At 69.9% G+C, this 26,033-nt stretch carries 22 protein-coding genes; 14 read left to right on the top strand and 8 right to left on the bottom strand.

The features are described 5' to 3' along the window. The first annotated feature begins 261 nt into the window (after positions 1-261). The 6 genes from K1T34_RS20220 to K1T34_RS20195 all read left to right on the top strand — a co-directional run bounded on the left by K1T34_RS20220 (position 262) and on the right by K1T34_RS20195 (position 7,973). Positions 262-1,956 (top strand): ABC transporter ATP-binding protein, encoded by a 1,695-nt coding sequence (locus tag K1T34_RS20220; RefSeq protein ID WP_220245798.1) that lies wholly within the window; start codon positions 262-264, stop codon positions 1,954-1,956. Then, positions 1,953-3,668: an ABC transporter ATP-binding protein gene (locus K1T34_RS20215; protein WP_220245797.1), complete on the top strand. Its 1,716-nt coding sequence runs from the start codon at positions 1,953-1,955 to the stop codon at positions 3,666-3,668. Before K1T34_RS20220 ends, K1T34_RS20215 begins: the two co-directional genes overlap by 4 nt. Before the next feature lie 418 nt (positions 3,669-4,086). Then, the gene (locus K1T34_RS20210) at positions 4,087-6,522 is read left to right on the top strand and encodes a nitrate- and nitrite sensing domain-containing protein (protein ID WP_220245796.1); all 2,436 of its coding nucleotides are present in this window, start codon (positions 4,087-4,089) and stop codon (positions 6,520-6,522) included. A 51-nt stretch (positions 6,523-6,573) separates the two neighbouring features. Continuing rightward, positions 6,574-6,999, top strand: coding sequence for a roadblock/LC7 domain-containing protein (locus tag K1T34_RS20205; RefSeq protein WP_220245795.1), 426 nt, complete (start codon positions 6,574-6,576; stop codon positions 6,997-6,999). Between the two features lie 34 nt (positions 7,000-7,033). Then, positions 7,034-7,402, top strand: a complete 369-nt coding sequence (locus K1T34_RS20200; protein WP_220245794.1) for a DUF742 domain-containing protein — start codon at positions 7,034-7,036, stop codon at positions 7,400-7,402. Next, positions 7,383-7,973: an ATP/GTP-binding protein gene (locus K1T34_RS20195; protein ID WP_220245793.1), complete on the top strand. Its 591-nt coding sequence runs from the start codon at positions 7,383-7,385 to the stop codon at positions 7,971-7,973. Before K1T34_RS20200 ends, K1T34_RS20195 begins: the two co-directional genes overlap by 20 nt. A 56-nt stretch (positions 7,974-8,029) precedes the next feature. Here K1T34_RS20195 and K1T34_RS20190 read toward each other — a convergent pair whose 3' ends face one another. Then, the gene (locus tag K1T34_RS20190) at positions 8,030-9,403 is read right to left on the bottom strand and encodes a tryptophanase (protein WP_220245792.1); all 1,374 of its coding nucleotides are present in this window, start codon (positions 9,401-9,403) and stop codon (positions 8,030-8,032) included. Between the two features lie 45 nt (positions 9,404-9,448). Continuing rightward, positions 9,449-10,510, bottom strand: coding sequence for a tryptophan dimethylallyltransferase family protein (locus tag K1T34_RS20185; protein WP_255638604.1), 1,062 nt, complete (start codon positions 10,508-10,510; stop codon positions 9,449-9,451). Positions 10,511-10,884: 374 nt separating this feature from the next. On the opposite strand from K1T34_RS20185, the gene K1T34_RS20180 reads away from it, so the two are divergent. Next, complete coding sequence (locus K1T34_RS20180) at positions 10,885-11,745, top strand: cyclopropane-fatty-acyl-phospholipid synthase family protein (protein ID WP_220245790.1); 861 nt, start codon at positions 10,885-10,887, stop codon at positions 11,743-11,745. Positions 11,746-11,823: 78 nt separating this feature from the next. Here K1T34_RS20180 and K1T34_RS20175 read toward each other — a convergent pair whose 3' ends face one another. The 3 genes from K1T34_RS20175 to K1T34_RS20165 all read right to left on the bottom strand — a co-directional run bounded on the left by K1T34_RS20175 (position 11,824) and on the right by K1T34_RS20165 (position 15,434). Continuing rightward, positions 11,824-13,134 carry an MFS transporter gene (locus K1T34_RS20175; RefSeq protein WP_220245789.1) on the bottom strand — a complete coding sequence of 437 codons (1,311 nt, stop codon included), beginning with the start codon at positions 13,132-13,134 and terminating at the stop codon, positions 11,824-11,826. 33 nt (positions 13,135-13,167) lie between these two features. After that, the gene (locus tag K1T34_RS20170) at positions 13,168-14,493 is read right to left on the bottom strand and encodes an MFS transporter (RefSeq protein ID WP_255638603.1); all 1,326 of its coding nucleotides are present in this window, start codon (positions 14,491-14,493) and stop codon (positions 13,168-13,170) included. Positions 14,494-14,663: 170 nt separating this feature from the next. Then, positions 14,664-15,434, bottom strand: a complete 771-nt coding sequence (locus tag K1T34_RS20165; protein WP_220245787.1) for an IclR family transcriptional regulator — start codon at positions 15,432-15,434, stop codon at positions 14,664-14,666. Between the two features lie 116 nt (positions 15,435-15,550). Here K1T34_RS20165 and K1T34_RS20160 point away from each other — a divergent pair, with 116 nt between their 5' ends. Genes K1T34_RS20160 through K1T34_RS20135 form a run of 6 tightly spaced genes read left to right on the top strand, consistent with a single transcriptional unit; the run spans position 15,551 to position 22,009 of the window. Beyond that, the gene (locus K1T34_RS20160) at positions 15,551-16,153 is read left to right on the top strand and encodes a CoxG family protein (RefSeq protein ID WP_220245786.1); all 603 of its coding nucleotides are present in this window, start codon (positions 15,551-15,553) and stop codon (positions 16,151-16,153) included. Then, positions 16,150-17,034, top strand: coding sequence for a xanthine dehydrogenase family protein subunit M (locus K1T34_RS20155; RefSeq protein ID WP_220245785.1), 885 nt, complete (start codon positions 16,150-16,152; stop codon positions 17,032-17,034). Before K1T34_RS20160 ends, K1T34_RS20155 begins: the two co-directional genes overlap by 4 nt. Further along, positions 16,991-19,309, top strand: coding sequence for a xanthine dehydrogenase family protein molybdopterin-binding subunit (locus K1T34_RS20150; protein ID WP_220245784.1), 2,319 nt, complete (start codon positions 16,991-16,993; stop codon positions 19,307-19,309). Before K1T34_RS20155 ends, K1T34_RS20150 begins: the two co-directional genes overlap by 44 nt. Next, positions 19,306-19,785, top strand: a complete 480-nt coding sequence (locus K1T34_RS20145) for a (2Fe-2S)-binding protein (protein ID WP_220245783.1) — start codon at positions 19,306-19,308, stop codon at positions 19,783-19,785. Before K1T34_RS20150 ends, K1T34_RS20145 begins: the two co-directional genes overlap by 4 nt. Beyond that, positions 19,782-20,567 carry an alpha/beta fold hydrolase gene (locus tag K1T34_RS20140; protein ID WP_220245782.1) on the top strand — a complete coding sequence of 262 codons (786 nt, stop codon included), beginning with the start codon at positions 19,782-19,784 and terminating at the stop codon, positions 20,565-20,567. Before K1T34_RS20145 ends, K1T34_RS20140 begins: the two co-directional genes overlap by 4 nt. Next, positions 20,564-22,009 (top strand): UbiD family decarboxylase, encoded by a 1,446-nt coding sequence (locus K1T34_RS20135; RefSeq protein ID WP_220245781.1) that lies wholly within the window; start codon positions 20,564-20,566, stop codon positions 22,007-22,009. The genes K1T34_RS20140 and K1T34_RS20135 overlap by 4 nt, the downstream gene beginning before the upstream one ends. Before the next feature lie 42 nt (positions 22,010-22,051). Here K1T34_RS20135 and K1T34_RS20130 read toward each other — a convergent pair whose 3' ends face one another. From K1T34_RS20130 to K1T34_RS20120, 3 genes are all read right to left on the bottom strand, one after another. Further along, the gene (locus K1T34_RS20130; RefSeq protein ID WP_220245780.1) at positions 22,052-22,804 is read right to left on the bottom strand and encodes a S9 family peptidase; all 753 of its coding nucleotides are present in this window, start codon (positions 22,802-22,804) and stop codon (positions 22,052-22,054) included. A gap of 106 nt (positions 22,805-22,910) precedes the next feature. After that, complete coding sequence (locus K1T34_RS20125; RefSeq protein ID WP_220245779.1) at positions 22,911-23,627, bottom strand: hypothetical protein; 717 nt, start codon at positions 23,625-23,627, stop codon at positions 22,911-22,913. A 64-nt stretch (positions 23,628-23,691) separates the two neighbouring features. Beyond that, positions 23,692-24,729: an acyl-CoA dehydrogenase family protein gene (locus K1T34_RS20120; RefSeq protein ID WP_220245778.1), complete on the bottom strand. Its 1,038-nt coding sequence runs from the start codon at positions 24,727-24,729 to the stop codon at positions 23,692-23,694. 104 nt (positions 24,730-24,833) lie between these two features. Here K1T34_RS20120 and K1T34_RS20115 point away from each other — a divergent pair, with 104 nt between their 5' ends. Then, entirely contained in the window at positions 24,834-26,033 is a 1,200-nt protein-coding gene (locus tag K1T34_RS20115) for an acyl-CoA dehydrogenase family protein (protein ID WP_220245777.1), read from the top strand.

The following is a 26,033-nucleotide window of genomic DNA, read 5'->3' as shown; positions in this document are numbered from 1 at the left end:
GCATCCCACCCCGATTCGGCAAGCGCGGGTCCCGAGTGGCAAGTTGCCACAACCCCCTCCGCCTTGCCACAACCCACGGCACATCACCGCCCGACGCCCGCCCCATCACCGGCAAGCGCCCCCTCGGAACGGCAAGTTGCCACTCCGCACGACGACCTACCGCAACCGACGGCAAGCCGCGGCCGAGCGACACGAACGCGACCGGCATCCGGCGGAGCTGTGCGGCAAGTTGCCGAACCGCCTTCCGACTTGCCGGAGCCCATGGCAAGGCGCGGGCGAAAGGCAAGGAAGGCGGCGAAACCGGCAGCACCCGGGGATCGGCTCTTGGGGGAAGTCGCGAGGAGAGACCCCTGGCGGGTGGGGGTCCTCGCCGTGGTCGGGCTCGTCGCAGTGGGGGCGAGTTTGTTGTTGCCCGGGGCGTTGGCGGCAGCCACCGATGCCGTGATCAGCGGCAGTGGCGCGGCGAAGCAGGTCGTCTGGCTGGTCGTCGTCGGTGGGGCCGAGATCGTGGCCGACGTGGTCGGCGGGGTGGTCGTCGTCAGGGTCACCAGTGGCGCCGGCGCGTGGCTGCGGCGCAGGATGATCGACCGGCTGCTTGCGCAGAAGACGAAAACCCCGTTCGCCGAAGGGGATGCGGTGAGCCGGATGGCCGGGGACGCCGTGGGGGCGGGCAGCATCGTGCCGGTCGTGGTGCAGCTGGTGTCCGCGGCGGTGATCTCCGTCGGGGCCATCGTGCTGCTCGCGGTCCTCGACTGGCGGCTCGCGCTCGTGTTCCTCGGCAGCATCCCCGTGGCGCTCCTCCTCGCCAGGTCGCACCTCAAGAACACCGCCGACGACGTCCTCACCTATCAGCGCGTCTCCGGCGAGCTCGCGGCGCGGCTGCTCGACGCCACCACCGGCCTGGCCACGATCGCCGCGTCCGGCACCGCGGACCGGGAAGCCGAGCGCGTGCTGAAACCGTTGCCGCGCCTGAGTCTTGCCGGGCGCGGGATGTGGCGGACGCAGGCGAAGATGGTGTGGCGCGCCGCGTTGCTGTTGCCGGCCGTGGAGCTGGCGGCGCTCACCGCGGCGGGGTTCGGGGTGCTCGAACACCGGCTGACGGTCGGCGACGTGCTCGCCGCCCTCGGCTACGTCGCGCTCGGCATGGGGCTCGTGACGCAAATCCCGTTGCTCACCACCGTTTCGCGGGCCCGCGGTTGCGCCCAGCGCGTCGCCGAGGTGCTCGACGTCCCTACCCCCGAACGCGGCAAGCTCGGCCTCCTGCCCGGCAACGGGACGCTCACCCTCCACAACGCCACCGTCCAAGGCGCCCTGCACCCCACCACGCTCACCATCCCCGGCGGCACATTCACCGCCATCGTAGGGAAATCCGGCTCCGGGAAGTCCACTGTGGTCAGTCTTCTCGGCGGCCTCACCTCCCCCGATGCAGGCCAAGCCCACCTCGACGGCCGCGACCTCACCACCCTGCGCCCCGAGGAGCTCCGCGCCGTGGTCGGCTACGGCTTCGCCCGGCCGCACCTGCTCGGCGCCACCGTCGCCGACGCCGTGGGCTACGGCAGCTGGGCCGGCGACACGGCCGTCCGCGCGGCCTGCCGCACGGCCCGCATCCACGACGTCATCACCCGCCTCCCCCGCGGCTACCACACGCCGCTCGCCGAAACCCCGCTGTCGGGCGGGGAGGCCGCGCGCGTGGGCCTCGCGCGGGCCATCGTGCACAACCCGCGCGTGCTCCTCCTCGACGACGCCACCGCCAGCCTCGACACCGTCACCGAACAGTCCGTCCTCGCCGACCTCCCCGCGAGAACCCTGGTGGTCGTCACGCACCGCGCCGCCCTCGCCTCCCGCGCCGACGCTGTCGTCTGGCTCGAAGACGGCCACGTCAGAGCCGTCGCCCCGCACGCCGTCCTGTGGCAGGACCCGCAGTACCGCGCCGTGTTCACGGAGGAGGCGGGATGAGCGTCAGTCACCTCTACCGCGCGACCCTCCTGCGGCAATGGCGCGGCGGGCTGGTCCTCCTGGCGTGCTCCGCGCTGGAAGGTGCGCCGGCGTTCTTCTCCGGGCGGTTGGTCGAGCTGGCCGTCGACCGGGGGTTCGCGGTGGGGGCGCCGAAGGCCGGGATCGGCTACCTCGCGTTGTTCGGGGTGGCGGCGCTGGCCGGGGCGTTCGGGTCGCGGTTGGTGTGGCGGCAGCTCGGGCAGGTGGTGGAGCCGCTGCGGGACGCGCTGGTGACGGCCGTGGTCCGCGGGGTGCTGCACGACCCCAACCCGCCGCGGAACGCGGCCGACGCGAGTGGCGTCGCGAGGATCACGCAGCACGTGGAGGTGGTGCGGGACGCCACGGCGGGACTGCTCGTGCAGGCGCGCGCGATGGTCGTGACGACGGCGGCGGCCATCGCGGGACTGGTGACCGTCGCGGGGCAGCTCGTCCTCCCGGTGGCGGTGCCCGTGGCGATCGCGATCGCGGTGTTCGCGGCGCTGCTGCCGTCGCTCGCACGCAGGCAGCGGGCGCTCGTGCTGGCCGACGAGCGGACCGCCGAGACCACCGGCACCGTGCTCGGCGGGATGCGGGACGTCGTGGCGTGTGGGGCCGAGCCGGGGGCGGCGTTGGCGGTGTACGACGCCGTCGAGAAGCAGGCCGAAGCCGCCGTGAGAGTCGCACATTCCGGGGCGGCGAGGTCGTTGGTGATCTCGCTCGGGGCGTTCGTTCCGTTGATCGCGAGCTTGGCGGTCGCGCCCGGGTTGGTCGAGACGGGCGAGCTGACGGCCGGAGCGGCACTGGGCGCATTGGTCTACCTGGCGACGACGATGCAGCCGGCGCTGCGAGGGCTGGCCGCCACCGCGGGCACCGTCGTGCTCAGGCTGATCGTGGCGCTCAAGCGGCTGGCCGAGACCGCCGAGGTGCCGCCGGCGAAACGGAAAACCGAAGAAGCTCACAGCACCGACCTGAGAGTCTGCGGCCTCACCTTCCGCTGGGGCGCCGCACCCGAACCCGTGGTGCGTGGACTGGACCTCCACCTGCGCGCGGGCGACCACCTCGCTGTCGTCGGCCCGAGCGGGATCGGCAAGTCGACACTCGCGGGCCTGCTCACGGGGCTGCTCACGCCCCAGGCCGGCCAGGTGCTGCTCGGCGGCGTGCCCGTGGCCGAAGCCGCCAACCGGCACGAGCTCATCGCGCTCATCCCCCAGCAGGCCTACGTCTTCGCGGGCACACTGCGTGACAACCTCGGCCTGTTCGCTCCCACCGCGTCGGACGAGCACCTCCGCGCCGCCGCCCAAGCCGTCGGCGCCGAAGAGCTGCTCGCCCGCCTCGGCGGCCTCGATGCCGAGCTCTGCCACGAAGCCGAAGGCCTCTCCGGCGGAGAGGCCCAGCTCATCGCCCTCGCCCGCGTCCACGCGAGCGCGGCGCGCATCGTCGTCCTCGACGAAGCGACGTCCACTTTGGACCCCGCTGCCGAGTCCCGCGCCGAGCGCGCCTTCACCGAGCGCGGCGGCACGCTGGTCGTGATCGCGCACCGCCTGTCGTCCGCCGTGCGGGCGCGCCACGTGCTCGTGCTCGACGGGCGCGAGACCCTGCTCGGCAGCCACGCCGAGCTGCTGGTCCACTCAAGGCGATACGCAGCCCTGATGCAGGCGTGGCTTCCGGCCGAACCAATCCGGACAGGACACTGACCGGCCCGGCCCGCCGAAGGCTCGAACACCGCCCCCTCGCCTGTCGACAAATCAATTCGGCGACTACCCGGCCAGTGGGATTCGCCACCTTCCCCCGGATTTCGTATTCACCCGTTCAGCTCAGCACACGTCCAAGAGGTTGCCTGCCGAGGTCATCACCACGAGAAATGCCGGTAATCGGCCCATCACGCGACGTGACAGGTCACGTTGGGCCACTCATCGGCAGGTCGAGCGCCCGATCAGTGGCACCACGATGGCCCGGTTCATGGTAAAAAACGGACCCTGATCTGTTCCGTGGTGAAACGAAGGGTGAGTCGAGGACTCGTGACGACGGCCGCCCCGGTCCTACCGTCGGGTCCGCTTCCCCTGCCGGCTTCCGGCTTTTCGCCGACTGTGACTCAGGAGTTCGTGAATCGTCGTGGAGAACAAAGATGAGTCCGGCAAGGCGTACGACAAGTCGATCCGGAAAAGGCTGACCAGAACCGTTCTGATCCCGAGCATCACGCTGCTGGTGCTGGTGGCCGCGGTCTCGTCGTACTTTTTCATCAACGGCCTGTACGTGCGCCTCGTCGCCGTCTCGGTGCGTGAGGTGTCGATCCCCGCGATCCAGGCGCTGTCGTCACTGCAGCAGGAGCGCCAGGTCGCGCTGCAGTTCCTCGACACCCCCAACGCGGGGAACGGCGAGCTGCAGCAGCTGCAGAAGAGCAACGACGAGAAGCTCAAGGGCATGCAGGACGCCTTCGCGTCCACCATCTCGAGCGCGCCCGCCGAGATCGCCGACAAGGTCACCGCGCTGAAGACCCAGCTCGACCAGCTGCCGGTGCTGCGTTCGCAGATCAACTTCCGCACCATCGGCCGCGCGCAGGTGAACACCTACTTCAACGGCGTGCTCGACACGGCGTCGACGCTGTTCGACACCCAGGCCCGCATCGTGCCCGACGCGACGGCCGTGCAGGGCGCGATCTCCGCGACCTCGCTGTTCCGCGCGACCGACCTGATGTCGCGCGAGACGTCGCTGGTGACCAGCGCGCTCGCGAGCGGCACCTTCGCACCCGACGACTTCGTGCAGTTCACGCAGCTGACGGGCTTCTACCGCACTCAGGTCAGCCAGATCGCGCCGTTCCTCGAGCCCGCGGTGCGCAACGACTACCAGGCCCTCGTGACGAGCCCGGGCTGGAAACAGCTCACCGACGCGGAGGGCGCGCTGGTGAAGCACGGCCCGTGGACGCCGGAGGACCGGGGCACGGTGCCGGTCTCGGCGGCCGACTGGCAGACCCTCACCGGCCAGGTCTCGAACAGCCTCACCCAGCTGACGATCGCCCAGGGCGACGAAGTGTCCAACGCCGCCATCGAGTCCGGCGACTCGCAGCTGCGCAACGCGATCATCGGCAGTATCGCGGCCCTGATCGCCTCGCTGGTCGCGATCATCATCGCCGTTCGGGTGTCCCGCTCGCTCGTCGACCGCACCCTGATGACGCGGCTCGAGCGCCTGCGCAGCGACTCGCTCGACCTCGCCCGCAACCGCCTCCCCGGCATCGTCAACCGGCTCAAGAACGGCGAGGCCGTGGACGTCGGTGCCGAGCTGCCCCAGCTCGACCACGGCCTCGACGAGATCGGCCAGGTGGCCGAGGCCTTCAACGCCGCCCAGCTGACCGCCGTCAACGCGGCCGCGAGCGAGGCGAAGGCGCGAAGCGGTGTGCACAACGTGTTCCTCGGCATCGCGCACCGCAACCAGGTGCTCGTGCACCGGCAGCTGCAGATCCTCGACGAGATGGAAAGCCGCGAAGAGAACTCGACGCAGCTGGCGTCGCTGTTCCAGCTCGACCACCTCGCCGCCCGTGCGCGCCGCACCACGGAGAACCTGATCATCCTCGGCGGCAAGCAGCCGGGCCGGCGCTGGCGCAAGCCGGTGTCGCTCATGGAAGTGCTGCGCGCGGCCGTCTCCGAGACCGAGCAGTACTCGCGGGTGCAGGTGGAGCAGGTGCCCGACGTGTCGATCGTCGGTTCGGCCGTGGCCGACGCCATCCACCTGATCGCCGAGCTCGTGGACAACGCCACGTCGTTCTCCCCGCCCGGCTCGCCGGTCGAGGTGACCAGCCGCATGGTCGCGCGCGGCGTCGTCGTCGACGTGTCCGACCAGGGCCTCGGCATGAAGGAAGCGGTACGCGACTGGGCCAACGCGATGATGGCCGACGCCCCCGAGTTCGACGCCATGGCGCTGCGGGCCGACTCCAGCCTCGGCCTGTTCGTGGTCGCGCGCCTCGCTTCGCGGCTCGACATCACCGTCACGTTCGACCCGTCCCGGTACGGCGGCACGCGCGCCACCGTGCTGATCCCGTCCCAACACCTGGCCGGCAACGAGTCGGTCGACGCCGTCGGCAACGCCGAGTTCCGGTCCGAGGCCCCGCACGAGCTAGCCGGGGTGCTGGAGCCGGTGGGCGGTGCCGCACGACCGGCACTGGAGAGCTCACCGCGTGTCATGGAATCCACCAACTCGTTCACCGGCCAGATCCCGATGAGGCGAGACGCCAAGCCGAGGCCGTATCCGGCTCGCGCGTACACCCCGGGCGAGCAACCGGAGCCCCTGCAGTCACAACCGCCGGCTCCGGTCCACGTACCGGTGGCCGCGGCTGCGGAACCGGCCCGCGAGCCCGATCAGAGCCTGCTGGTGGGCGACGACCGGCCCCGGCTGCCCCGGCGGCAGCCGCAGCAGAACCTCGTCGAACAGCTGCAGCAGGACGACCTGGGTGACCAGGACGTCGACGTCGCGGGCACCGGCGAAGCCACGGCCCGCACGCTGATGGCGTTCCACAAGGGCACCCGCCGCGCCCGTGGCGGCACCGACGATGCCTAGTCCGCGACAGCACACAGGAAAGTCCACACAGGAAAGTCAAGGTCTCTCCGCATGAACGAGTACGGGAACTCCAAACCCGACCTCAACTGGCTCCTCGACGATGTCGTCCACCGCGTCGTCGGCGCGCAGAACGCCATCGTGCTGTCCGCCGATGGGTTGCTGCTCGGCAAGTCGAACGGCATGAGCAAGGACGACTCCGACCAGTTGTCGGCGATCGCGTCCAGCCTGCAGAGCCTCGCCAAGGGGGTGAGCCGGCAGTTCAACCGGGGTCCCGTGCTGCAGAACATGATCGAGATGGAGGGCGGGTACCTCTTCGTGTCGGCGGCCGGCCAGGGCGCGTGCCTCGCGGTGCTGGCCGGCGCCGATGTGGACGTGGAGATGATCGCCTACGAGATGAACCGGCTGGTCAAGCGCGTCGGCGACTACCTCGCCTCGGCGCCGCGGGAAGCCGCGACCATGCTCAGGGAGGCCACGTGACCGCCGCCGACGTACTTCTTCCCGCGGAGGCGGAATGACCGACGACAACTGGTACGACGAGGCCGCCGGGCCGCTGGTCCGGCCCTACACGATCACCAGTGGCCGCACGCCGTCCGAAGGCGCGCAGCTCGACGTGTCCACGCAGGTGATGACCCTGCAATCGGAACAGGAGCCGGCCGGTCTCGGCCCGGAGCACCTGGCGATCATCCGGCTGTGCCGGCGGCCGCTGTCGGTCGCGGAGATCGCCGTGTACGTGAAGCTGCCCCTCGGTGTCGTCCGGGTGCTGTGCGGCGACCTGATCGAACGCGGCCTCGTCATCACGAGGTCCCCGTCCCACCAGCCGGCCCAGGCGCCGGACCACGAAACTCTCCAGGCGGTTCTCGATGGCCTCATCAAGCTCTGACGGCAAGGGCGTCGACTCTGTCCCGACGCCGGTCAAGATCATCATCGCCGGCGGGTTCGGCGCCGGGAAGACCACCATGGTCGGCTCGGTCAGCGAAATCCCGCCGCTGTCCACCGAGGAGGTGCTGACCGAGGCGAGCCACGGCATCGACGACCTGTCCGGCGTGGAGCGCAAGAAGACCACCACGGTCGCACTCGACTTCGGCCGGATCACGATCTCACCGCGCCACGTGCTGTACCTGTTCGGCACGCCCGGCCAGGAACGCTTCTGGTTCATGTGGGACGACCTCGCGCGCGGCGCGATCGGGACCATCGTGCTCGCGGACACGCGCCGCCTGGAGACGAGCTTCGCGGCCGTCGACTTCTTCGAGCGCCGGCGGATCCCGTTCATCGTGGCGGTGAACTGCTTCGACAACGCGCCGCGCTACACCGCGGACGAGATCCGCGAAGCGCTGGTCGTGCCCGATCGCGTGCCGATCGTCATGTGCGACGCACGGCAGCGGGACTCGAGCAAGATCGCGTTGATCCGCCTCGTGAAGCACGCGATGACGGTGGTTCCGCAGCCCGCGTGAAGCCAACACAATGGAGGGTCACTCCCCAGGGGAAGCGACCCTCCATTGTGGACAGATCAGACGACCGGTGCCATCGTCAGGTTGAAGTGCCGCAGGATCTTCGGCGCCTCGACGATCCGGTAGCCCGGCACGCTTTCCGGGTTCTTCGCGATGTCGCCCAGGATCTCGGCGACGTAGTCGTAGTGACCCCGGGAGTAGGTCCGGCGCGGCAGCGCCAAGCGGACGAGCTCGAACGGCGCCGGCGTCACCAGCTCGTTGTTCTCGTCAAGCTCGCCGATGTAGAGCGAACCCAGTTCCGCACAACGGATCCCGCCCGCGAGGTAGAGCTCGCACGCCAGCGAGTGGCCCGGGAACCGGCTCGCCGGCAGGTGCGACAGCAGGCGGCCGGCGTTGAGGTACAGCGCGTGGATGCCCGGCGGCTGCACGATGTCCACGCCCGACTCGTTCGCGAGCTGCGCCAGCCGCGCGGCCTCGGCCGCCCGGGCCTCCAGGTAATTCGGGTCGAGCACCTCCCGCAGGCCCTGGGCGAGGCGGTCGAGATCGTGGGCGCCGAGGCCGCCGTACGTGCGGAACCCTTCGGTGGCGATGAGGAGCGCCTCGCAGCGCTGCGCGAGCTCGGGATCGCGCAGACCGATGAACGCGCCCATCGGCGAGATGCCGTCCTTCTTGAGGCTGGCCACACAGCCGTCGACGAGGGCGAACGCCTCCTCGGCCACCTCGCGCGGCGTCTTGCCCGCGTAGCCCTCCTCACGCTGCACCACGAGCCAGGCGTTCTCCGCGAACCGCGCGGCGTCGAGGAAGATCGGCACGCCGTGCGCGCGGGCCAGGCGGCTCGCGGCGGTCAGGTTCGCCATCGACACGGGCTGGCCGCCGCCACCGTTGTTGGTGATCGTGACGAGCACCTGGCCGACGCGCCCGGCGTCGGGGCCGGTCAGCAGCTGTTCCAGGACGTCGAGGTTGATGTTGCCCTTGAACGGTTCCAGGCTGTCGAGGTCGCCGAACTCCGCGCACGGCAGGTCGCGGGCCTCGGCGCCGAGCAGCTCGACGTTGGCGCGCGTGGTGTCGAAGTGGGTGTTGCTCACCGAGATCTTGCCCGGCCCCAGCACGTTCGTGAACAGCACGCGCTCGGCCGCACGGCCCTGGTGCACCGGCAGGAGGTGGGGGTAGTGCGTGAGCTCGCTCAGCGCCTCACGGAAGCGGAAGAACGACTCGGAGCCCGCGTAGGAGCGATCCGCCGCCGCTGCCGCCGCCTCCTGTCTCGCGGAGACCGCGCCGGTTCCCGAGTCCGTGAGCAGGTCGATCGAGACCATGTTGGCCGGCAGGTTGAACGCGTTGTAGCCGGCCGCGGCGAGCGCGCGCTCACGCTCGGCACGGGTGGTCACCGGGATTTCCGAGACAACCTGGGCACGGTAGGGCGGGAAGGTCCGCATCAGGTATTTCCTCCACTGTCTGGTGTCGGTGAAAAACTACCGCAGTCACGAGACCGGTCCGAGGACCGGTCTCTTTCGCGCCGGCAGAACCTGATAAGCCTCAGACGACAGGTATACGGTGATTCCCGAGCCGAATTCCCCCATTCTCAGAGAGACGTGTGCGATCAGCCCGACCCCGTCCCGCAGTGGGCGCTGCGAAACCGCTGCCAGGGCTTTGTCCAGTTTTGTCCCGTCGAAGCCGTACTGCGCGAGAACGGCGTGCGCGCGGGCGCGGGCCACTTCATCGTCGGGCACATAACTGCGAATGGGAAGATAGACGCTGTAGTTGGCCGGCCGGGCTCCCGATCCCTCCACGAAGGAATAGCTGGAGACCAACGGTCGGTCTTCGAACGGACCTTTCCCGCCGCCCAGCACGGCGAGGAACTCGCGGATCAGCAGCGGGTCGGTACCGGCCACCAGCTCCGCCGCGAACTCGGCGTCGGCCGAATCCGCGGCCGCGTGCGACACGTACACCTTCACCCGCGCGAGAGGATCGTCGTCGAGGTCGAGCGCGAAGAAGGAGAAGTTGTCCCGCTCGCCGCGGCGCAGCGCGTGCGCGATCATGGGATCGAACGCCTCGTCGATGTTCAGCCGGCGCAGCCCTTCACTGACCAGTGAATCGGCCATCGACGGGCCGCTGATCTGCGGGTTCAGGTAGACCTTGATCTTCGGCGCGCGGCCCGGCCGGAAGATCAGCGAGTACCACAGCGTGAACGGCCCCTGCCGCTCCTCGTGCGGCAGGAACAGGTCGGCCACGGCGTCGAGCCGGTCGGTGACCAGGCCGTATTCGCCGGCCACTTCGTCGAGGAACTCGCGGGGGCTCCTCGACCCGACCGTCTCGCCGAGGACCCGCACCACGCATTCACCCGTGGTGTCGAAGGCGAGCGAGAATTCGATGGGAGTTGTGTCATCCGCCACATTCGAGGGGAATTCAGGCGGGGTCGCCAGGCTTTTTTCTCCCTGCGGGCCCAGCAGGCCACGCAATAAGCCCAGGTGACGGCCGTCCGCGCCGTCGAAACCGACTACTTCGCAAAGCCGCTCGAGTTGTCCGCTGAGGTGGGTGTACATCGACAAATCAGCCATCGACACACTCGCTCCGACCATGACGCAGTATTCACCATTCATTCGTGCTTCGCGCGTTCGGCCCAATGCCGCCGCCTCCAGTTGGCGGACAGACAAGAGAACCGTCGATAGATTAGACGGATGAATACCGCGCCGCTACGGCTGACGGGGCGATCCGGACTCGAAAAGCTGTGTCTGAGTGTGCTTGCGGGATCAACGGGTTCACCTGAACACCGCATCGACACGGCGACGTACTGCGGGTACGCGGGCGCGCACACGCGAGTCGGCGCCCGGCGCGCAGCCCGGTTGGCGGCTGGACGCGTTCCGGGGCCGATGCCATCATCATCCGCGCCATCAGGCGGGTCCGAAGGGGTGCAGAAGTGACTTCAGTGACAAACACTGGCGGAGTCGAAGAAACCGTGCGGGGCTATTACAACGCAGCCATCGACGCCTACGCCGTGATGATGCCCCAGGACGCCTGGCATCACGGAGACGAGCGCGCTCACAACGCGGGACTGTCCTCGGAGGAAGCCGCGCTGGACATGCAGCGCCAGCTTGTCGCCGCGGCCGGGATCACCGCCGGCGATCTCGTGCTCGACTTCGGCTCCGGGGTCGGCGGCGCGGTGGTCAACATGGCGGAGATGTCGGGCGCGCGGTTCGTCGGCATCTCGAACAACGACGCGCTGACGGCGAAAGCCCAGCGGCTGGCCGCGGCGCGTGGCTTGGCGGACAAGGCTTTCTTCCACTCGGTCGGCGACACCGAGTACCAGACTCTCGGGGCGTGGCCGGACGCCGCGTTCGCGGCCATCACCTACCAGGAGTCGGTGGTCCACCTTCCGGACAAACAGGCGTTCTTCAACGCCGCGTTCCGGGTGCTGCGCCCGGGCGGCACCCTGGCCGCCGTGGACTGGATCCAGCGCCCGTGGGGCGAACACCGCAGCCCCGAGCAGATCGACGCGGTCATGGCCGAGGTCAACCGCGGGTTCTGCATCCCGTACCACGCCACCGTCGAGCAGTACCGGGACATGCTGGTCTCCGCCGGGTTCGACGTGCGCGAAGCGGTCGACCTCTTCCCGTCCGGCCCGTGCTGGGGCTCGACGCCCGAGGAGGAGCGGGACAAGTGGCTCACCTACGAAGGTGACCGCAACGATCTCTTCCACGACTCGAAGATCGCGCTCGACGCGGCCCGGGCCGCCGGTGTGTTCTCCGTGGCCAAGCTGGTCGCGACCAAGCCGGTCTAGCGTCCATCCCTTGCAGGGCAGCGTTTTGCCCGGTCCGCCGAGTGACGACGGACCGGGCAAGGCACCACAGCTGAAGACCTACTCGACGGCTTCGATCCGCCGCCCTGTCGAGTCGGGCGCGGCCAGAGCGAGCGCCGCCGCCGCGACCGGGCCGACGATGCCGAACGCCAGCGCGAGCGGCACCGTGCCGGCGATCGACAGCGCGATGAGCGGGAACAGCCCCGCGCCCAGTCCGCGGCCGGCGTAGTAGCTGAGGTTCGAGCCGGTGGAGCGCACGCGCGTGGGGAAGAACTCGGCCATCCACACGCCGAGCACGCCGAAGCCGCTGGCACCCGCGGCGCACAACATCAGCGCCCAGAACGTCGGCGCGCCCCAGAAGTTCGCCCCGATCTTCGCGTTGTGGCCCACCACGAGGATGAGGAACCAGGCGAAGCCGATGACGCCGAACGCGCCGGCGACGGACATGGCCCACTTGCGCTTGATCTTGTCGGACAGCGCGCCGGCCATCGGATAGGTGACCGCCGTGACGATGAGGTTGAGCAGCACGATCAGGCTGGCCGTGCCGAGCGGCACCTTCTCCACCTTGATCAGGAACGTCGACAGGTACGAGATCATCGAGTTCGTGGTGAGGAACAGCGCCGTCGCGATGCCCATGAACAGGATGGTGCCGCCGGCGTAGCCGTTGCGGAACAGGTCCAAGATCGGCACCTTGGTGCGCCGCTTGTCCTCGGGCACGCGGCCCTCGCGCAGCTCCCGCTGGTAGGTCCGCCACTGCTCCGACTCCGGCAGCATGATCGCCGACAGCACACCGATCAGCAGCGTCACGGCACCGATGATGATGTAGCCCGCGCGCCAGCCCGACGCGGTGCCGAACTGGACGATGCAGAAGTAGATGACGCCTTCGGTCACGATCTGCCCGACGATGTACATCGACTGGATCGAGCCGCCCATCAGGCCGCGCCTGCTCGTCTTCCACGCCTCGGTGAACATCGAGTACGACAGGCCGAAGAGCCCACCCATGCCGACGCCGGCGAGCAGCCGCGTGAGCAGGAACAGCGCGTAGTTGGGCGCGAGCCCGCCGAGCAGCGCGGCGATGCCGAACACGACGACCGAACCGGTGTAGGTCCAGCGGCGGCCGTAGAGGTCGCCGAGCCAGCCGACGAGGATGCCGCCGGCGATCGAGGCGAAGCCCTGCAGCGTCGCCACCTGCACGATCTGGATGGTGCTCACGTGCAGGCTTTCCGACAGGTACGCGAGCGGATAGCCGACGAGGTTCAGCTCCGCGCCGTCGAACAGGGTGCCCAGGAAGGCGAAGATCAGGATGCGTGCGGTGGCCGGGCGTATGCCGGTGCCACCGCCGGTCGGCGCGTTGATGCGAACGGTCGACATTCGGGGGCCTTTCACGGGGGAGGGGTCAGGCGATCAGTCGGGAAGCTGCTGGCCGCGGGTTTCGGGGCAGAACGGGGCGACGACGAGGCCGAGGATGTAGATGAGCCCCACGACGGTGGCGGCGACGCCGTAGCCGCCGAGCTGGGAGATGATCGCGCCCGCGGTGAGCGGGCCGAGGAAGGCGATGAAGCGCGCGGCGTTGAAGACGAACGCGGCGCCGGTCGCGCGCAGGTGCGTCGGGTAGAACTCCGGCAGCCACACCGGCATCCAGGTGTACTGGCCGAGGGTGAAGAAGCCGTTGATCACGAGCACGACCACGATCAGGCCGAGGCTGTGCGTCCACAGGAACAGCACGGGGGTTAGGACCAGTGACGCACCGAAGAACAGCAGTACCGCGGGTTTTCGGCCGAAGCGGTCGGCGATGAAGCCGAACGAAATGTACCCGGCGATGGCGCCCGCGTTGTAGATCATCCCGGCCGCACTGGCCCACGACTGCCCTGAGGCTCCGTTGTGGGCCGCGACTGAAGCGACGTACGCGGGCACCCACGTGGAGATGCCCCACCAGCCGAGCGTGGTGACCAGTGACATGAGCGACCCGAGGATGGTCAGCTTGCGCAGCTTGGGGTCGATCATGATCTGGCGCAACGTGAGCCGCGTGAACGACTGCTCGTGTTCGGTGAGCTGCTGGCCCTTGCGTTCCTTGAGCTCCTTGCGCCGCTTGTGCGCGCTCTTCCAGTTCTCGGACTCCGGCACGGACTTGCGCAGCCACAGCGCGAACACGGCCGGCAGCACCCCGATGAGGAACATGTAGCGCCACGAGTCCGCGCCCAGCGGCGAGATGAAGAGCCAGCAGGCCGACGCGATGAAGAAGCCCAGCCCGAGGCCGCACTGCATGAGCCCGGCGGCCTTGGCCCGGGCGTGGGCCGGCCAGGTCTCCGCGACCAGCGACGTACCCGTGCCCCACTCCGAACCGAGCGCGAAGCCGGTGATGAAGCGCAGGACCAGGAACGACGTCCACGACCACGACGCCGCGGTGAGGCCCGTGAACGCCGCGTACAGGACCATCGACGTCAGCAGCGCGCGGCGCCGGCCGAAGTAGTCGGCGAAGATGCCGCCGAGAATGCCGCCGAAGCCCCAGCCCAGGAGCGTCACGGCGATCGTGGCGCCGGTCAGGAAGGCGACCTGGCTCGCGGGCGCGCCAGGGTCGAGCCGCTTGAGCACCACCGCCGCTGTGAGGATCAGGGCGTAGGTCTCGAAGCCGTCGAACAGCCAGCCGAGGTTGGCTGCGATCAGTGACCGCCATTGGGTGCGGGTCAGAGTCTTGGTCCACGAGGTGGATTTGACGGCGACATCGCTCATGGCCATCTCCTTTCCGGGCCGCCATGGGCCGGATCGAGATTCGGAGGGCGGGACAGGTTGTCCTCTATTGAGGACATTGAGTCCCGCATGCGGCACATTAAGCGAGCCGGTCGACGGCGGTCAAGAAACCCGTGGCCAGGCAAGATCGGAATACTTCCGCAACTGCGGAACTATTCGTCGCTTTTCACCGCACCTCCGGTTCGATCGGTGATCCTGAGGCCGCATTCGCGGATCAGTGCGCCATGTTGATCCACAGTGGACTCGTTGAGCTCCGAGGAGAACGCGAGCGTGCAGACGACCATCGACACGCGCCGCTGAGCGTCGAACACCGGCGCCGCCAACCCAGACTGACCGAGGTCGAACTCCCTGATGCTGACGCTGTAGCCGCGCTCCCGCGTGGCCGCCAGCTCCTCGCGCAGCGCGGCACGCGTGGTGATGGTTTCGGCCGTGAAACCCTCCAGCCCGTAACGCTCCGCGAGCCGCTCGACGTTCGCCGGGTCATCCCACGCGTGGAACGCGCGCATGATGGCGGGCGCGGAGAACGGGAAGGTGTCGCCGATGCCGACGGTGATCCGCACCCCCTTGCCGCGGTCACCCTTCGCCAGCACTGAGTAGTCGGTGGCACCGTGGCGCTGCACCGCGAAGACGATGAACCCCGTGCGCTGGCTCAGCGAATCGAGCTCCTGCTGCACGATGTCGGTCATCCAGTCCTCGGACACGCGAGCCATCGACAGCAGCCGCGGCCCCAGCGACCAGCCACCGCGGTCGCCGCGCGACGTGGTCCAGCCGGCCCGCTGCAGCGTGCCGAGGATGTTGTACGCCGTGCTGCGGTTGAGCCCGAGTTCCTCGATCAGCGCCCCGGAAGACACCGGTTCCGGCCAATCGCGGGCAATCCGCTCCAGGAGCCGCACCGCGTTCAGCACCGCCGGAACGTCGCTCATGATCCGTCACCCCTCGCCATTCTGCCTCAGCGCACGGTAGCCGAGCCCTTTCCGGACTCGCCAGGACCGTGTTAACGTCCTGTGGAGCAGACACTTAGTCCTCTATGGTGGTCATTATGAAGCTTGGATCCTCCTTTGTCGTCCCCGCGGACCACAAACGCGTTTTCGCCCATTTCCTCGACCCGGACACGATGCGGGTCGCCATCCCCGGCGCCGCTGAGCTCGTCCGTTCGGACAGCACGCACTACCGCGGCAAGCTGGTCAACGAGATCGCGCACGTGAAGTTCAGCGCCGGGTTCTCCGCCGAGATCACGGAGCTGACCGAGCCCGAGGAGGTCAAGGCCCTCCTCAAGGGCGAGGACCACAAGCTCGGCAGCTCGATCAAGATCGACGCGCGGCTCGGCGTCCAGCCCGACGGTGAGTCTTCATCCAAAGTGGAATACAGCCTCGACGTCGCGATCTGGGGCAAGATCGGGCGCATGGGCGAGTCGATCGTCCGGCGCCGCTCGCAGGAGGTGGAGCGGGAGTTCGTGTCCGCGTTCGCCGAGATCTGCGCCGCGGGCCCGCCCGGGCCGGACAACCCCGGGCTTGCGAGCGTGATCGCCAAACGGGAAGGCCCGAAGAAGCGGGTCTCCGAGACGCCGGCCGGTGACGCCGCGCCCGCGAAGGAATCCTGGTGGCGCCGCCTGCTCGCGAAGCTGTTCGGCGGGAAGAAATGACCGCCTACCACTACCCCACCACGCTCGACGAGACCTGCGCGCTCCTCGACGACGGTGAGGACACGATGGTCTACGGCGGCGGCACAGCCGTGCAGATCCTGCTCAAGCAGGGTGTGCTGTTCGCCACTGACCTGGTCGACATCGGCGGCGTGACGGGCCTGGACGAGATCTCCGAGACGTCGAAGGGGCTGCGAGTCGGCCCGCTGGTCACGTTGCGGCGCATGGAAACCAGCTCGATCGTCCGCCGCGTCGCCCCGCTCGCGGCCGAGGTCTACAGCCGCGTGGCCAACCCGCGCGTGCGCAACACGGCGAGCGTCGGCGGCAACATCGCCCACGGCGACTACCGGCTCGATCCGCCGACGGCGTTGATGGTGCTCGACGCCACAGTGGAGCTCACCTCGCGGCGCGGTTCGCGCAAAGTGCCGGCGCGCGAGTTCTTCGTCGACTTCCAGCAGACCGCGCTGGAGCACGGCGAGCTCGTGTCGGCGATCGAGATCCCCACCCAGCCCGAGTCCGCGGGCGCGCACTTCGCGAAGCTCTCCAGCCTCGCGGCCAACGACTGGCCCGCGGCTTCGGCCGCCGCGCTCGTCGTGGAGCGCTCGCGCGGCAAGCGCGACGTCCGGCTCGGCCTCGGCGCATTGAGCCACGTGCCGGTGTTCCTGCAGTTCGAAGCGTCGGCCGACACGTCCGTGGACGACGTCGTCGGCGCCGCGAAGGAAGCCGCGACACCCCTGCTCGACCCGATTCCCGACGTGCGCGGGAGTTCCGACTACAAGCGGCGCCTCGGCCTCGTGGCCGTCGAAGAAGCTATCCGCAACTCCTGGAAGGAGGGCAACGATGACCACCGTCGAGTCTCGATCTTCGGTCGCCGCCGTCGGTGAGCGCTGGGCGCGCGTCGACGGCCGGGCCAAGGTCCGCGGTGAGCTGCAATACGCGGCTGACCAGCCGGTGCGGCCGTGCCTCGATGTCGCCGTGCACCGCAGCACCCGCCCGCACGCGAAGATCACCGCCATCGACACGAGCCGCGCGCTCGCGGCCGAAGGCGTGGTCGCCGTGGTGACCGGCGCCGACCTGTACGCGGAGTTCGGCGACCGGCTCATGACCGGCCCGGCGTTCTCGGACCAGCCGTGCCTCGCCTACGGCAAGGTGCGCTACGTCGGCGAGCCGATCGCCGCGGTGATCGCCCACGGCGCCAAGCAGGCGCGGGAGGCGGCCGAGCTGATCGAGGTCTCCTACGACGAGCTCGAGCCGGTGCACGACGTCGACAAGGCCGTGCTGGGCGCGCCGTTCGTGCACGACGAGCTGCGGCCGTCGATCGTCTTCGGCGACCTGAAGCACCTGCGCGGCAAGCGCGACACGAACGTGAACTACGAGTACAACCTGCGCAAGGGCGACCCGTCGAGCGTCAGCGGCACCACGGTGTCCTACGACTTCTGGTGCCCGCCGACGCACCACGTGCCGATCGAGCTGCCGTTCGCGGCCGCCTGGTGCGAGGGCGAGCGGCTGGAGCTGCTGGCGACCACTCAGACGCCGTCGTACGTGCGGCAGTCGCTGGCCGACCTGCTGGACCTGCCGCTGAACCGCGTCCGCGTGCGCACCGCGCCGCTGGGCGGGAGCTTCGGCGCGAAGATGTACGACAGGCTGGAACCGCTGGTCGCGGCGCTGGCGTGGACGCAGAAGATGGCCGTGAAGATCACGGCGACCCGCGAAGAAGCGTTCCTGCTGACCACGCGCCACGGCTGCGCGGTGGCGGGCAGCATGACCGCGGACGAGAACGGGATGATCGTGGCGTCCACTTCGGACGTCCGCTACGACACCGGCGCCTACGCCGATGTCGGCCCGCGCATCACTGCGAAATCGGGCCTGGTCGCGCCGGGTCCGTACAAAGTGGACAACGTGCACGTGCGGTCCCGGTGTGTGTACACGAACAAGCCGTCGGCCGGGCCGTTCCGCGGGTTCGGCGTGCCGCAGGTCACGTGGGCGCACGAGTCGCTGGCCGACGAGCTCGCGCGGCAGCTCGGCGAGGACCCGGTGGAGTTCCGCCGTCGCAACATGCTGCGCGAAGGCGACATCGCGCCGGTCGGCACGCCGATGCACAGCGCCGACTTCCTCGGCAGCCTCGACGCCGTGACCGAGGCGATCGAGTGGGGCACGCCGTTCGTGAAGCAGGAGGGCACGCTGGTGCGCGGCCGCGGCGTCGCAGTCGGCATGAAGGCCGTGCTCACGCCGACGATCTCCAACGCCGTGGTGCAGCTCAACCAGGACGGTTCGGCGTCGCTGCTGATCAGCACCATCGACATGGGCCAGGGCAGCGACACGATCATGGCGCAGATCGCGGCCGAGGTGCTGTGCCTCGGCGAGGGCGACGTGCGCGTGGTCCAGGCCGACACCGACGTGACGCCCTACGACACGATCACCGCCGGCAGCCGCTCGACGTATCACACCGGCAACGCCGTGCGCCTGGCCGCGGAGAACATGCGCGACAAGCTCGTGGAGCTGGCGGCGGAACGGTTCGGCGTGGTGGCGACGGACATCAAGCTCACGTCCGACGGTCTCGTCAGCGCGCAGACGCAGGAGAACGTGTCCGTGTCGGAGCTGCTGCACGGGCACTTCGGGGCGCGCGGCACGACGCTGACGGCGGAGGCCAACTTCAGCACGTCGTGGCAGCCGTACGACCACGAGAACGGCCTGTCGCCGCAGGTCACCGAGCACTGGTTCGCCGGTGCGGCCGCGGTGCAGCTCACGGTGGACACGGCGACCGGGCGCGTGCACATCGAGCACCTGGCCGTGGCCGGGGACGTGGGCCGTGCGATCAACCCCGCGATGGTGGAGCAGCAGCTTTCCGGCGCCGCGATCATGGGGATCGGGCACGCGCTGTTCGACCAGATGGTGTTCGACGAGGGCCAGATCGTGAACGGCACGCTGCTGGACTACCAGCTGCCGTCGATCAAGGACATGCCGGACAAGCTCACGCCGATCATCATCGAGAGTCCACATCGGACGGGTCCGTTCGGCGCGAAGGGCGTCGGCGAGACCACCATCATCCCGCTCGCGCCGGCCATCGCCAACGCCGTGCGCGACGCGACCGGCGTGCGCATCACGCAGCTGCCGCTGACGCCGGAACGCATTCTGACCGCGCTGGAGGAACAGTCGTGAGGGAGATCGAGCTGAAGGTCAACGGCCTGCGCCGCAAGCTGGGCGTGGCCGACGACGAGTTGCTGCTCGACGTGTTGCGCCGCGAGTTCGGCACCACGAGCGTGCGCGAGGGCTGCGGCGTCGGCGCGTGCGGCGCCTGCACGGCGCTGGTGTCGGGCAAGAGCGTGTCGACGTGCCTCTCGCGGGCCGCGCGCTTCGACGGTGCCGAGATCACCACCGCCGACGGCCTGCCGGCCGACGACGAGGTGGTGGACGAGTTCGTCGCCAACCGCGCGATGCAGTGCGGCTACTGCATTCCCGGGTTCGTGATGATGGCCCACGAGCTGCTGGGCGAGAACCCGCAGCCGACCGACGAAGAGGTCGTGGAGCACCTGGAGGGCAACATCTGCCGCTGCGGCACGTACTCCGAGATCCACGCCGCGATCAAGGCCGCGGCCACGCGCCGGGCCGCCAAGAACGAAAGGGCGACCGCGTGAACGTCGAAACCCCGCAGGGCACGCTGCACGTCCACCGGACGGGAACGTCCGGCCGGCCGCTGCTGCTCCTGCACCCGCTCGCGCTGTCCGGAGCGGTCTGGGACCCGGTGGCGCGGTTCTTCTCGGCTGAGGCGCAGGTGCTGGCCCTGGACGCGCGCGGCCACGGCGAGTCCACTTGGGACGGTGCCGACTTCACGGTCGACGACATGGCGGCGGACGCGGCGGCCGTAATCGCCGCCGCGGACGCCGGCCCCGCCGACGTCGTCGGCCTGTCCATGGGCGCCAGCACCGCGCTGGCCCTCGCGGCGACGCGGCCCGAGCTTGTGCACCGGCTGGTCCTGGCCGATGGCACGGCGTATTACGGTGACGACGCCGTGCCGGTCTGGGCGGAGCGAGCCGAGCGGGCGACGACGGTGCCCCGGGACAAGCAGCTCGACTTCCAACGCGACCGGTGGTTCGCCGAGCCGTTCCTCACCGGCCACCCGGACGAGGTCGAGCGCGTCTGCGAGATCTTCCTCAAGACCGACTCCGCAGCTCACGGTGCTGCCTGCCGCGCACTCGGCGGCCTGGACGCGCGTGCCCGCCTCGGCGACGTGACGGCCCCGACTCTCGTGGTCGTCGGCGAGGAGGACTACGCGACTCCGCCCGCGATGTCCGAGGCAGTGGCCGCGGGCATCGCCAACGCCGAGCTGCGCATCCTGGAGAAGACCCGCCACCTCAGCCTCCTGGAGCGACCGGACCTGTGGCCCTCGCTGGCCTCGTTCTTCGGCGGCACGCAGTGACGGACGAACCCCTCCTCAGCCTCCGCACCCACCTCGACGCGATCGCGGGCTACGGCGAACTGCGCGACGTGAAGGGCGCCGACTGGGACCTCGAACTGGGCGGCATCGCCGAGCTGAGCTACCGGATGGACCCACCGCCCGCGCTGCTGTTCGACGACATCAAGGGCTACGCGAGCGGCCTGCGCGTCTTGACGGGCAGCACGGGTTCGCCGCGCCGGCTGGGCCGCACGCTGCGCCTCGGCGAGGACCTCGACTCCGTCGGCGTGGTGGACGCCCTCCGCGGCAAGCCTTCCCAGTGGTCGGCCGCCGCGCGGGACTTCCCCGTGCTGCCGGTGTCGGACGCGCCGCTGCTGGCCAACTCCGTGGCCGGCTCCGAGGTCAACCTCCTCGACTTCCCCGTGCCGCGCTGGCACGCCGACGACGGTGGGCGATTCATCGGCACCGGCTGCTTCGTGGTGACCTCCAACCCGGAAACCGGCGTCCACAACGGCGGCTGCTACCGCATGGAGGTCCAGGACGACGGCCGCGGCGTCACCGTCGCGATGGTGCCGGGCAAGCACGGTGACCAGAACGTGCGGGCCTGGTTCGAGAAGGAAGGCCGGGCGCCGGTCACGGTGTCGTTCGGCCACGACCCGCTGCTGCTCGTGCTCGGCGGCACGGAGGTGCCAGGCGGGGTTTCGGAGCTGGAGTACGCGGGCGCGGTGCTGGGTTCGCGGGTGCCGGTCGTGCTGGGCCCCGACACCGGCCTCCCCATCCCCGCCGGCAGCGAGATCGCCATCGAGGGCTGGCTGCGGCCGGACCACCAGCGGGACGAAGGCCCGTTCGGCGAGTGGACCGGGTACTACTCCGGCAAGCGCCGGCCGAACCTGGCCATCGACATCACGCGCATGTACTACCGCGACAACCCGATCCTGCTCGGCGCGCCGCCCGGGAAACCGCCGCACGACTACTCGTACATGCGGACCGTGATGAAGTCGGCGATGATCCACGACGAGCTCGCCGCCACGGGCGTGCCGGGCGTGGTGAAGGCGTGGGCGCACGAATCGGGCGGCGGCCGGCTGTTCATCGCCGTTTCGCTGCAGCAGCGCTACCCCGGCCACGCGCGGCAGGTCGCGTACCTCGCCGCCCAGTGCCCCGCCGCGGCGTACATGAACCGCTACGTGGTCGTCGTGGACGACGACGTCGACCCCGCCGACCCCGACGAGGTCATCTGGGCCATGTCCACCCGCAGCGACCCGTCCCGCGACATCGAGATCATGAAGCAGACGTGGGGCAGCAAGCTGGACCCGCTGTACGTGGACGGTTCTCCCACCTACAACAGCCGCGCCATCATCGACGCCTGCCGCCCCTTCGAACGCCTGGCCACCTTCCCCAAGGTGGCCTCCAGCGACCCGGCGTTCCTGACCTCGCTGGCCGACAAGTGGCGTGACGTGCTGGGCTGACCGCTAACGGTGAAGGGCTCCACGCGGGGCCCTTCACCGCGGTCAGGCCAGGTAGCGCTTGGCCCAGGTGGCGAGGATGTCCGCGGCGAACGCGGCGTCGGCGCGGCCCGTGAGCAGGTGGTCGGCACCGTCGAGCGCGACGAACGACTTCGGGTGCCGCGCGGTGTCGAAGATGACGCGGGCGTTCTCCACCCCCACCTCGGCATCCACCGGCGAATGCAGCACCAGCAACGCCGCCTTCAACCCCCGGATCCGCTCCGCTTGCGGCTGCGCGGCGATGTCGTCCAGGAACTGCTTGCGGATGCGGAACGGCCGCCCCGCCAGCACCACCTCGGCCTCGCCGTGGCGCTCGATCTGCTCGCGACAGTCACCCAGCAGCTTCGCCACGTGCTGCGGATCGGCGGGCGCGGCGATCGTCGCCACGGCCCGCACCTCCGGCACGGCGTGCCGCGCGGCCAGCACGGCAGCGCCACCGAGCGAGTGCCCGATCAGCAGCTTCGGGGCGGCGTACTCCTCTCGCAGGTGGTTCGCGGCCGCGACCAGGTCGGCGACGTTCGAGCTGAAGTCCGTGTTGGCGAACTCGCCCTCCGACCCGCCGAGCCCGGTGAAGTCGAACCGCAGCACGGCCACGCCGAACGCCGTGAGCCCCCGCGCGACCCGCGTCGCCGCGACCACGTCCTTGTTGCACGTGAAGCAGTGAGCGAAGAGCGCGTACGCCTTGGGCTCGCCCTCCGGTAGCTCCAGCCGCGCCGCCAGCGGCGTGCCCTGAGACCCGGGAAACTCAAATCTCGTCACGCGCACTCCTTCAGCAAGACTCCTGAAGTCGATCAGACCACGCGCGGCTCCACCGGGTCGACGGCGGCCGGCCGGGAGTGTCCCCTCGTACCGGGAGAATTGACCGTCAGCCGCACTTCACGGAGGCGTCCAGCAACGCGACGTACGTGACCTTCGGGCCTTCGGCCGTGAAGTCGTACGTCCACGTCGGGTGTCCCGGCACGGCCACCGCGAAGTGCCCGGCCGGCGTCGGCTTGAGGCCCTTGGCGTCGTAGAGCCGGTGCAGATCGGCCAGCGGCGTGCCCGCGCCGGCCCCCTCGGGCGTCTTGACCTGTGGCGGAGCGACGACCGAGCGCAGCTTTTCACCGGAGAAGACGGCGCCACCACTCGCCGCGAGCTCGACCGCGCGCTCCTCGCGCAGCTCGGTGACGGTGACGGTGGCCGCCGCGGCTTGCGCGCTCAGCTTCGCTGCCGCGGCCGACTGAGCGGCTGACTTCGCGTAGTCAGCCGCCGAACCGCGCAGCCCCGGATCCAGCACGTGCGCGTCGGCGTCCTGGGCCTTTCGGTTCAGGTCGTCGGCCTTGGCGACGGCCTGATGCTCGGCCTCGAGCGCACCCGGCTCGGGCGCCGGCCCGCCCGCGAACGAGTACGACTCGCAGCCGTCGAAGCCCGACATCGGCTGGGCCGCGAGCGTGGTGCCCGTGGCCGCCTTGGTGACGCCCGGCGCAAGGCCGCGCAAGCCGTCAGGTCCCAGCGCCTCCGGCCCGGGTGCGCTCGCCTGCGGCCCGGAGCTGCACGCCGCCAGCGCCACGAGCAGCGCAGCACCGATCACGACAATCCGCATGAATATTTCCCCCTCTTTCCGGATCGGAAAACTACCCGAACCGGATCAAGGAAGCACCTACGTTTCAGGCGAACACGTGCTCCGCCACCGCGTCGAGCTGGCGTGCCGCCGAGCCGAGCAGCTGGCGCCGCGCGCGGGCGTGCTTGAGGTGGACGTGCGCCGGGTGTTCCCAGGTGAAGCCGATACCGCCATGGGCCTGCAGCGCATCGCGCGTCGCCGCATCGGCGGCGTCGCTCGCGGCGACCACGGCGGTGCGCGCCGCGGGCAGGGCCTCAACACCGGCGTCCACGGTGGAAGCGGCCCACTCGACCAGCAGCCGTGCCGCGTCGAGCTGCACGAACCGGTCGGCGAGCAGGTGCTTGAGCGCCTGGAACGACCCGATCGCCCGCCCGAACTGCTGCCGTTGCTTCGCGTACTCCACCGCTCCGTCGAGCGCCCGCTGCCCCGTTCCGACCAGCTCCGCCGCGAGCACCGTCAGTACCCGAGCCGACACCTCAGCCGAAGGCACCTCGACAACCGGCACCCCGGAAAGCTCCACCACCGCGGCCGGCTCGATCACGTCGAACGCGCCCACCGACTCGCGCCGCACCCCGGCCGCCGCCAGGTCGATCCGCACGAACCGACCCTCGACCGCCGCCACGAGCACGTCCGCGTCGAGCCCGAACGGCACCACGCGCAGCACGCCGTCCACAGTGGACCCGCTCAGCCGCAACGGCGAACGATGCCCAGGAAACACAGGGAACGACTCCCACGCCGCGACCGCCACGGCCGAACCATCCACAAGGTTGTCCACATTGTGCACAGAACTCAGAACGGCCACCGCGGAAACCGCCGCGGCGAACGGGATCCGCGGCAACGCGGCCCCGACTTCTTCGGCCACCACACACAGTTCCCGCAAACCACCACCGGACCCGCCGCGTTCCTCGGGCACACCCAACCCGAACAGCCCGGCGTCGGCGAAGGTCTTCCACAGGGCTCCGTCGAGGCCCGCGCCCGCGGCTTCCCACGCGGGCGGCAGCGGCGCCGTGCGCGCGGCGTCGGCCAGCATCCGCCGCACCGACTCGGCGAGCTCGCGCTGTTCGTCCGTCGTCGCGTAACCCATCACGCCTCCTCGAAGATCCAGGCCCGCACCGAAGCATTGACTATTGGGTCTCTCTACGCAACTGTTGAGGTCAGGACAGAGTTGTCACCCAGGCAGGAGGGCGCGTGGGGAGTTTTCGCGAGCAGGTCCACGAGTTCGTCGCCGCTCTCGTACCGCCCGGCTGGCGCGGCATCGGCGGCCTCGAAGGCGACGCCTACGCCGAGTTCCGCACCCGGGCCCGCGCGGCGCTGGCCGAGCGCGGCTGGGTCGCGCCCGCGTGGCCCGTCGAGTACGGCGGCGCCGGCCTCAGCCCGGCCGAACTCGTGGTGCTGGTGGAAGAACTGTCCACAGCCGGGATCCCGTTCGGGTCCGACAACGACGCGTTCGGCATAGGCATGCTCGGCAACACCATGCTCCGCTGGGGCAAACCCGAGCTGCGCGGGAGGTTCCTGCCGCGCATCGTCTCCGGTGAGTACGTGTTCGCCCAGGGCTTCTCCGAGCCGGGCGCCGGGTCCGACCTGGCATCGCTCGCCCTGCGCGCCGAGCCCGACGGCGACCGGTGGCGGCTCAACGGCCAGAAACTCTGGTCCTCGGGCGCGCACCTGGCCAACTGGATGTTCGTGCTCGCCCGCACCAACCGCGAAGCCGCGCCGCACAAGGGGATCAGCATGCTGCTGGTCCCGCTTGACCAGCCCGGCGTGGAAATCCGGCCGATCCGAAACATCACCGGCGGCACCGACTTCAACGAGGTCTTTTTCACCGACGCCACCACCGACCGCGAGCTCGTGGTGGGTGACGTCGACCGCGGCTGGGCCGTCGCGATGACCTTGCTCGGCTTCGAGCGCGGCGAAACCGCGCTGCACGCCCCGATCCGCTTCCGCGCCGAGCTCGACCGGCTGGTCGGCCTGGTCCGCGAGCGTGGCCTGGACACCGATCCGGACATCCGCCGCCGCGTCGCGTGGTGCCACGTGCAGGTGGAACAGCTGCGCTGCCACGGCCTCCGCACGGCCGCGTTACTGATCGACGGCGAGGAGCCCGGGCCGCGCGCAGCGGCCTTCAAGCTGCTGTGGAGCGAGTACCATCGCCTGGTCACGGAGCTCGCGCTCGACGTGCTCGGCCTCGACGCGCTCACGCCGTCGGGGCGGCCGTCGCCGAACTGGTACCACACCGACGATCCCGGCGCGCCGAACTCGACCGCGTCGTGGACCAGCGTCTACCTCAACTCCCGCGCCGGCACGATCTACGCCGGCTCGTCTCAGATCCAGCGCGGCATCGTCGGAGACCTGCTGCTCGGGCTGCCCAAGGAACCCAAGCCCGTGCGCTGA

Origin of the sequence: Amycolatopsis sp. DSM 110486 (assembly GCF_019468465.1) — a bacterium.
Taxonomy (GTDB): Bacteria; Actinomycetota; Actinomycetes; order Mycobacteriales; family Pseudonocardiaceae; genus Amycolatopsis.
Note: the sequence above shows the minus strand (reverse complement) of the source record. Positions and strands in the feature narration are given on the sequence as shown.

Bases quoted from the DNA above. Each gene is read 5' to 3' on its own strand.
- K1T34_RS20150 (WP_220245784.1), top strand. From the start codon at position 16,991: ATGACCACCGTCGAGTCTCGATCTTCGGTCGCCGCCGTCGGTGAGCGC.
- K1T34_RS20190 (WP_220245792.1), bottom strand. From the start codon at position 9,403: ATGCGGACCTTCCCGCCCTACCGTGCCCAGGTTGTCTCGGAAATCCCG.
- K1T34_RS20165 (WP_220245787.1), bottom strand. From the start codon at position 15,434: ATGAGCGACGTTCCGGCGGTGCTGAACGCGGTGCGGCTCCTGGAGCGG.
- K1T34_RS20160 (WP_220245786.1), top strand. From the start codon at position 15,551: ATGAAGCTTGGATCCTCCTTTGTCGTCCCCGCGGACCACAAACGCGTT.
- K1T34_RS20185 (WP_255638604.1), bottom strand. From the start codon at position 10,510: ATGTACACCCACCTCAGCGGACAACTCGAGCGGCTTTGCGAAGTAGTC.
- K1T34_RS20205 (WP_220245795.1), top strand. From the start codon at position 6,574: ATGAACGAGTACGGGAACTCCAAACCCGACCTCAACTGGCTCCTCGAC.
- K1T34_RS20170 (WP_255638603.1), bottom strand. From the start codon at position 14,493: ATGAGCGATGTCGCCGTCAAATCCACCTCGTGGACCAAGACTCTGACC.
- K1T34_RS20200 (WP_220245794.1), top strand. From the start codon at position 7,034: ATGACCGACGACAACTGGTACGACGAGGCCGCCGGGCCGCTGGTCCGG.
- K1T34_RS20155 (WP_220245785.1), top strand. From the start codon at position 16,150: ATGACCGCCTACCACTACCCCACCACGCTCGACGAGACCTGCGCGCTC.
- K1T34_RS20175 (WP_220245789.1), bottom strand. From the start codon at position 13,134: ATGTCGACCGTTCGCATCAACGCGCCGACCGGCGGTGGCACCGGCATA.
- K1T34_RS20125 (WP_220245779.1), bottom strand. From the start codon at position 23,627: ATGCGGATTGTCGTGATCGGTGCTGCGCTGCTCGTGGCGCTGGCGGCG.
- K1T34_RS20215 (WP_220245797.1), top strand. From the start codon at position 1,953: ATGAGCGTCAGTCACCTCTACCGCGCGACCCTCCTGCGGCAATGGCGC.
- K1T34_RS20120 (WP_220245778.1), bottom strand. From the start codon at position 24,729: ATGGGTTACGCGACGACGGACGAACAGCGCGAGCTCGCCGAGTCGGTG.
- K1T34_RS20195 (WP_220245793.1), top strand. From the start codon at position 7,383: ATGGCCTCATCAAGCTCTGACGGCAAGGGCGTCGACTCTGTCCCGACG.
- K1T34_RS20220 (WP_220245798.1), top strand. From the start codon at position 262: ATGGCAAGGCGCGGGCGAAAGGCAAGGAAGGCGGCGAAACCGGCAGCA.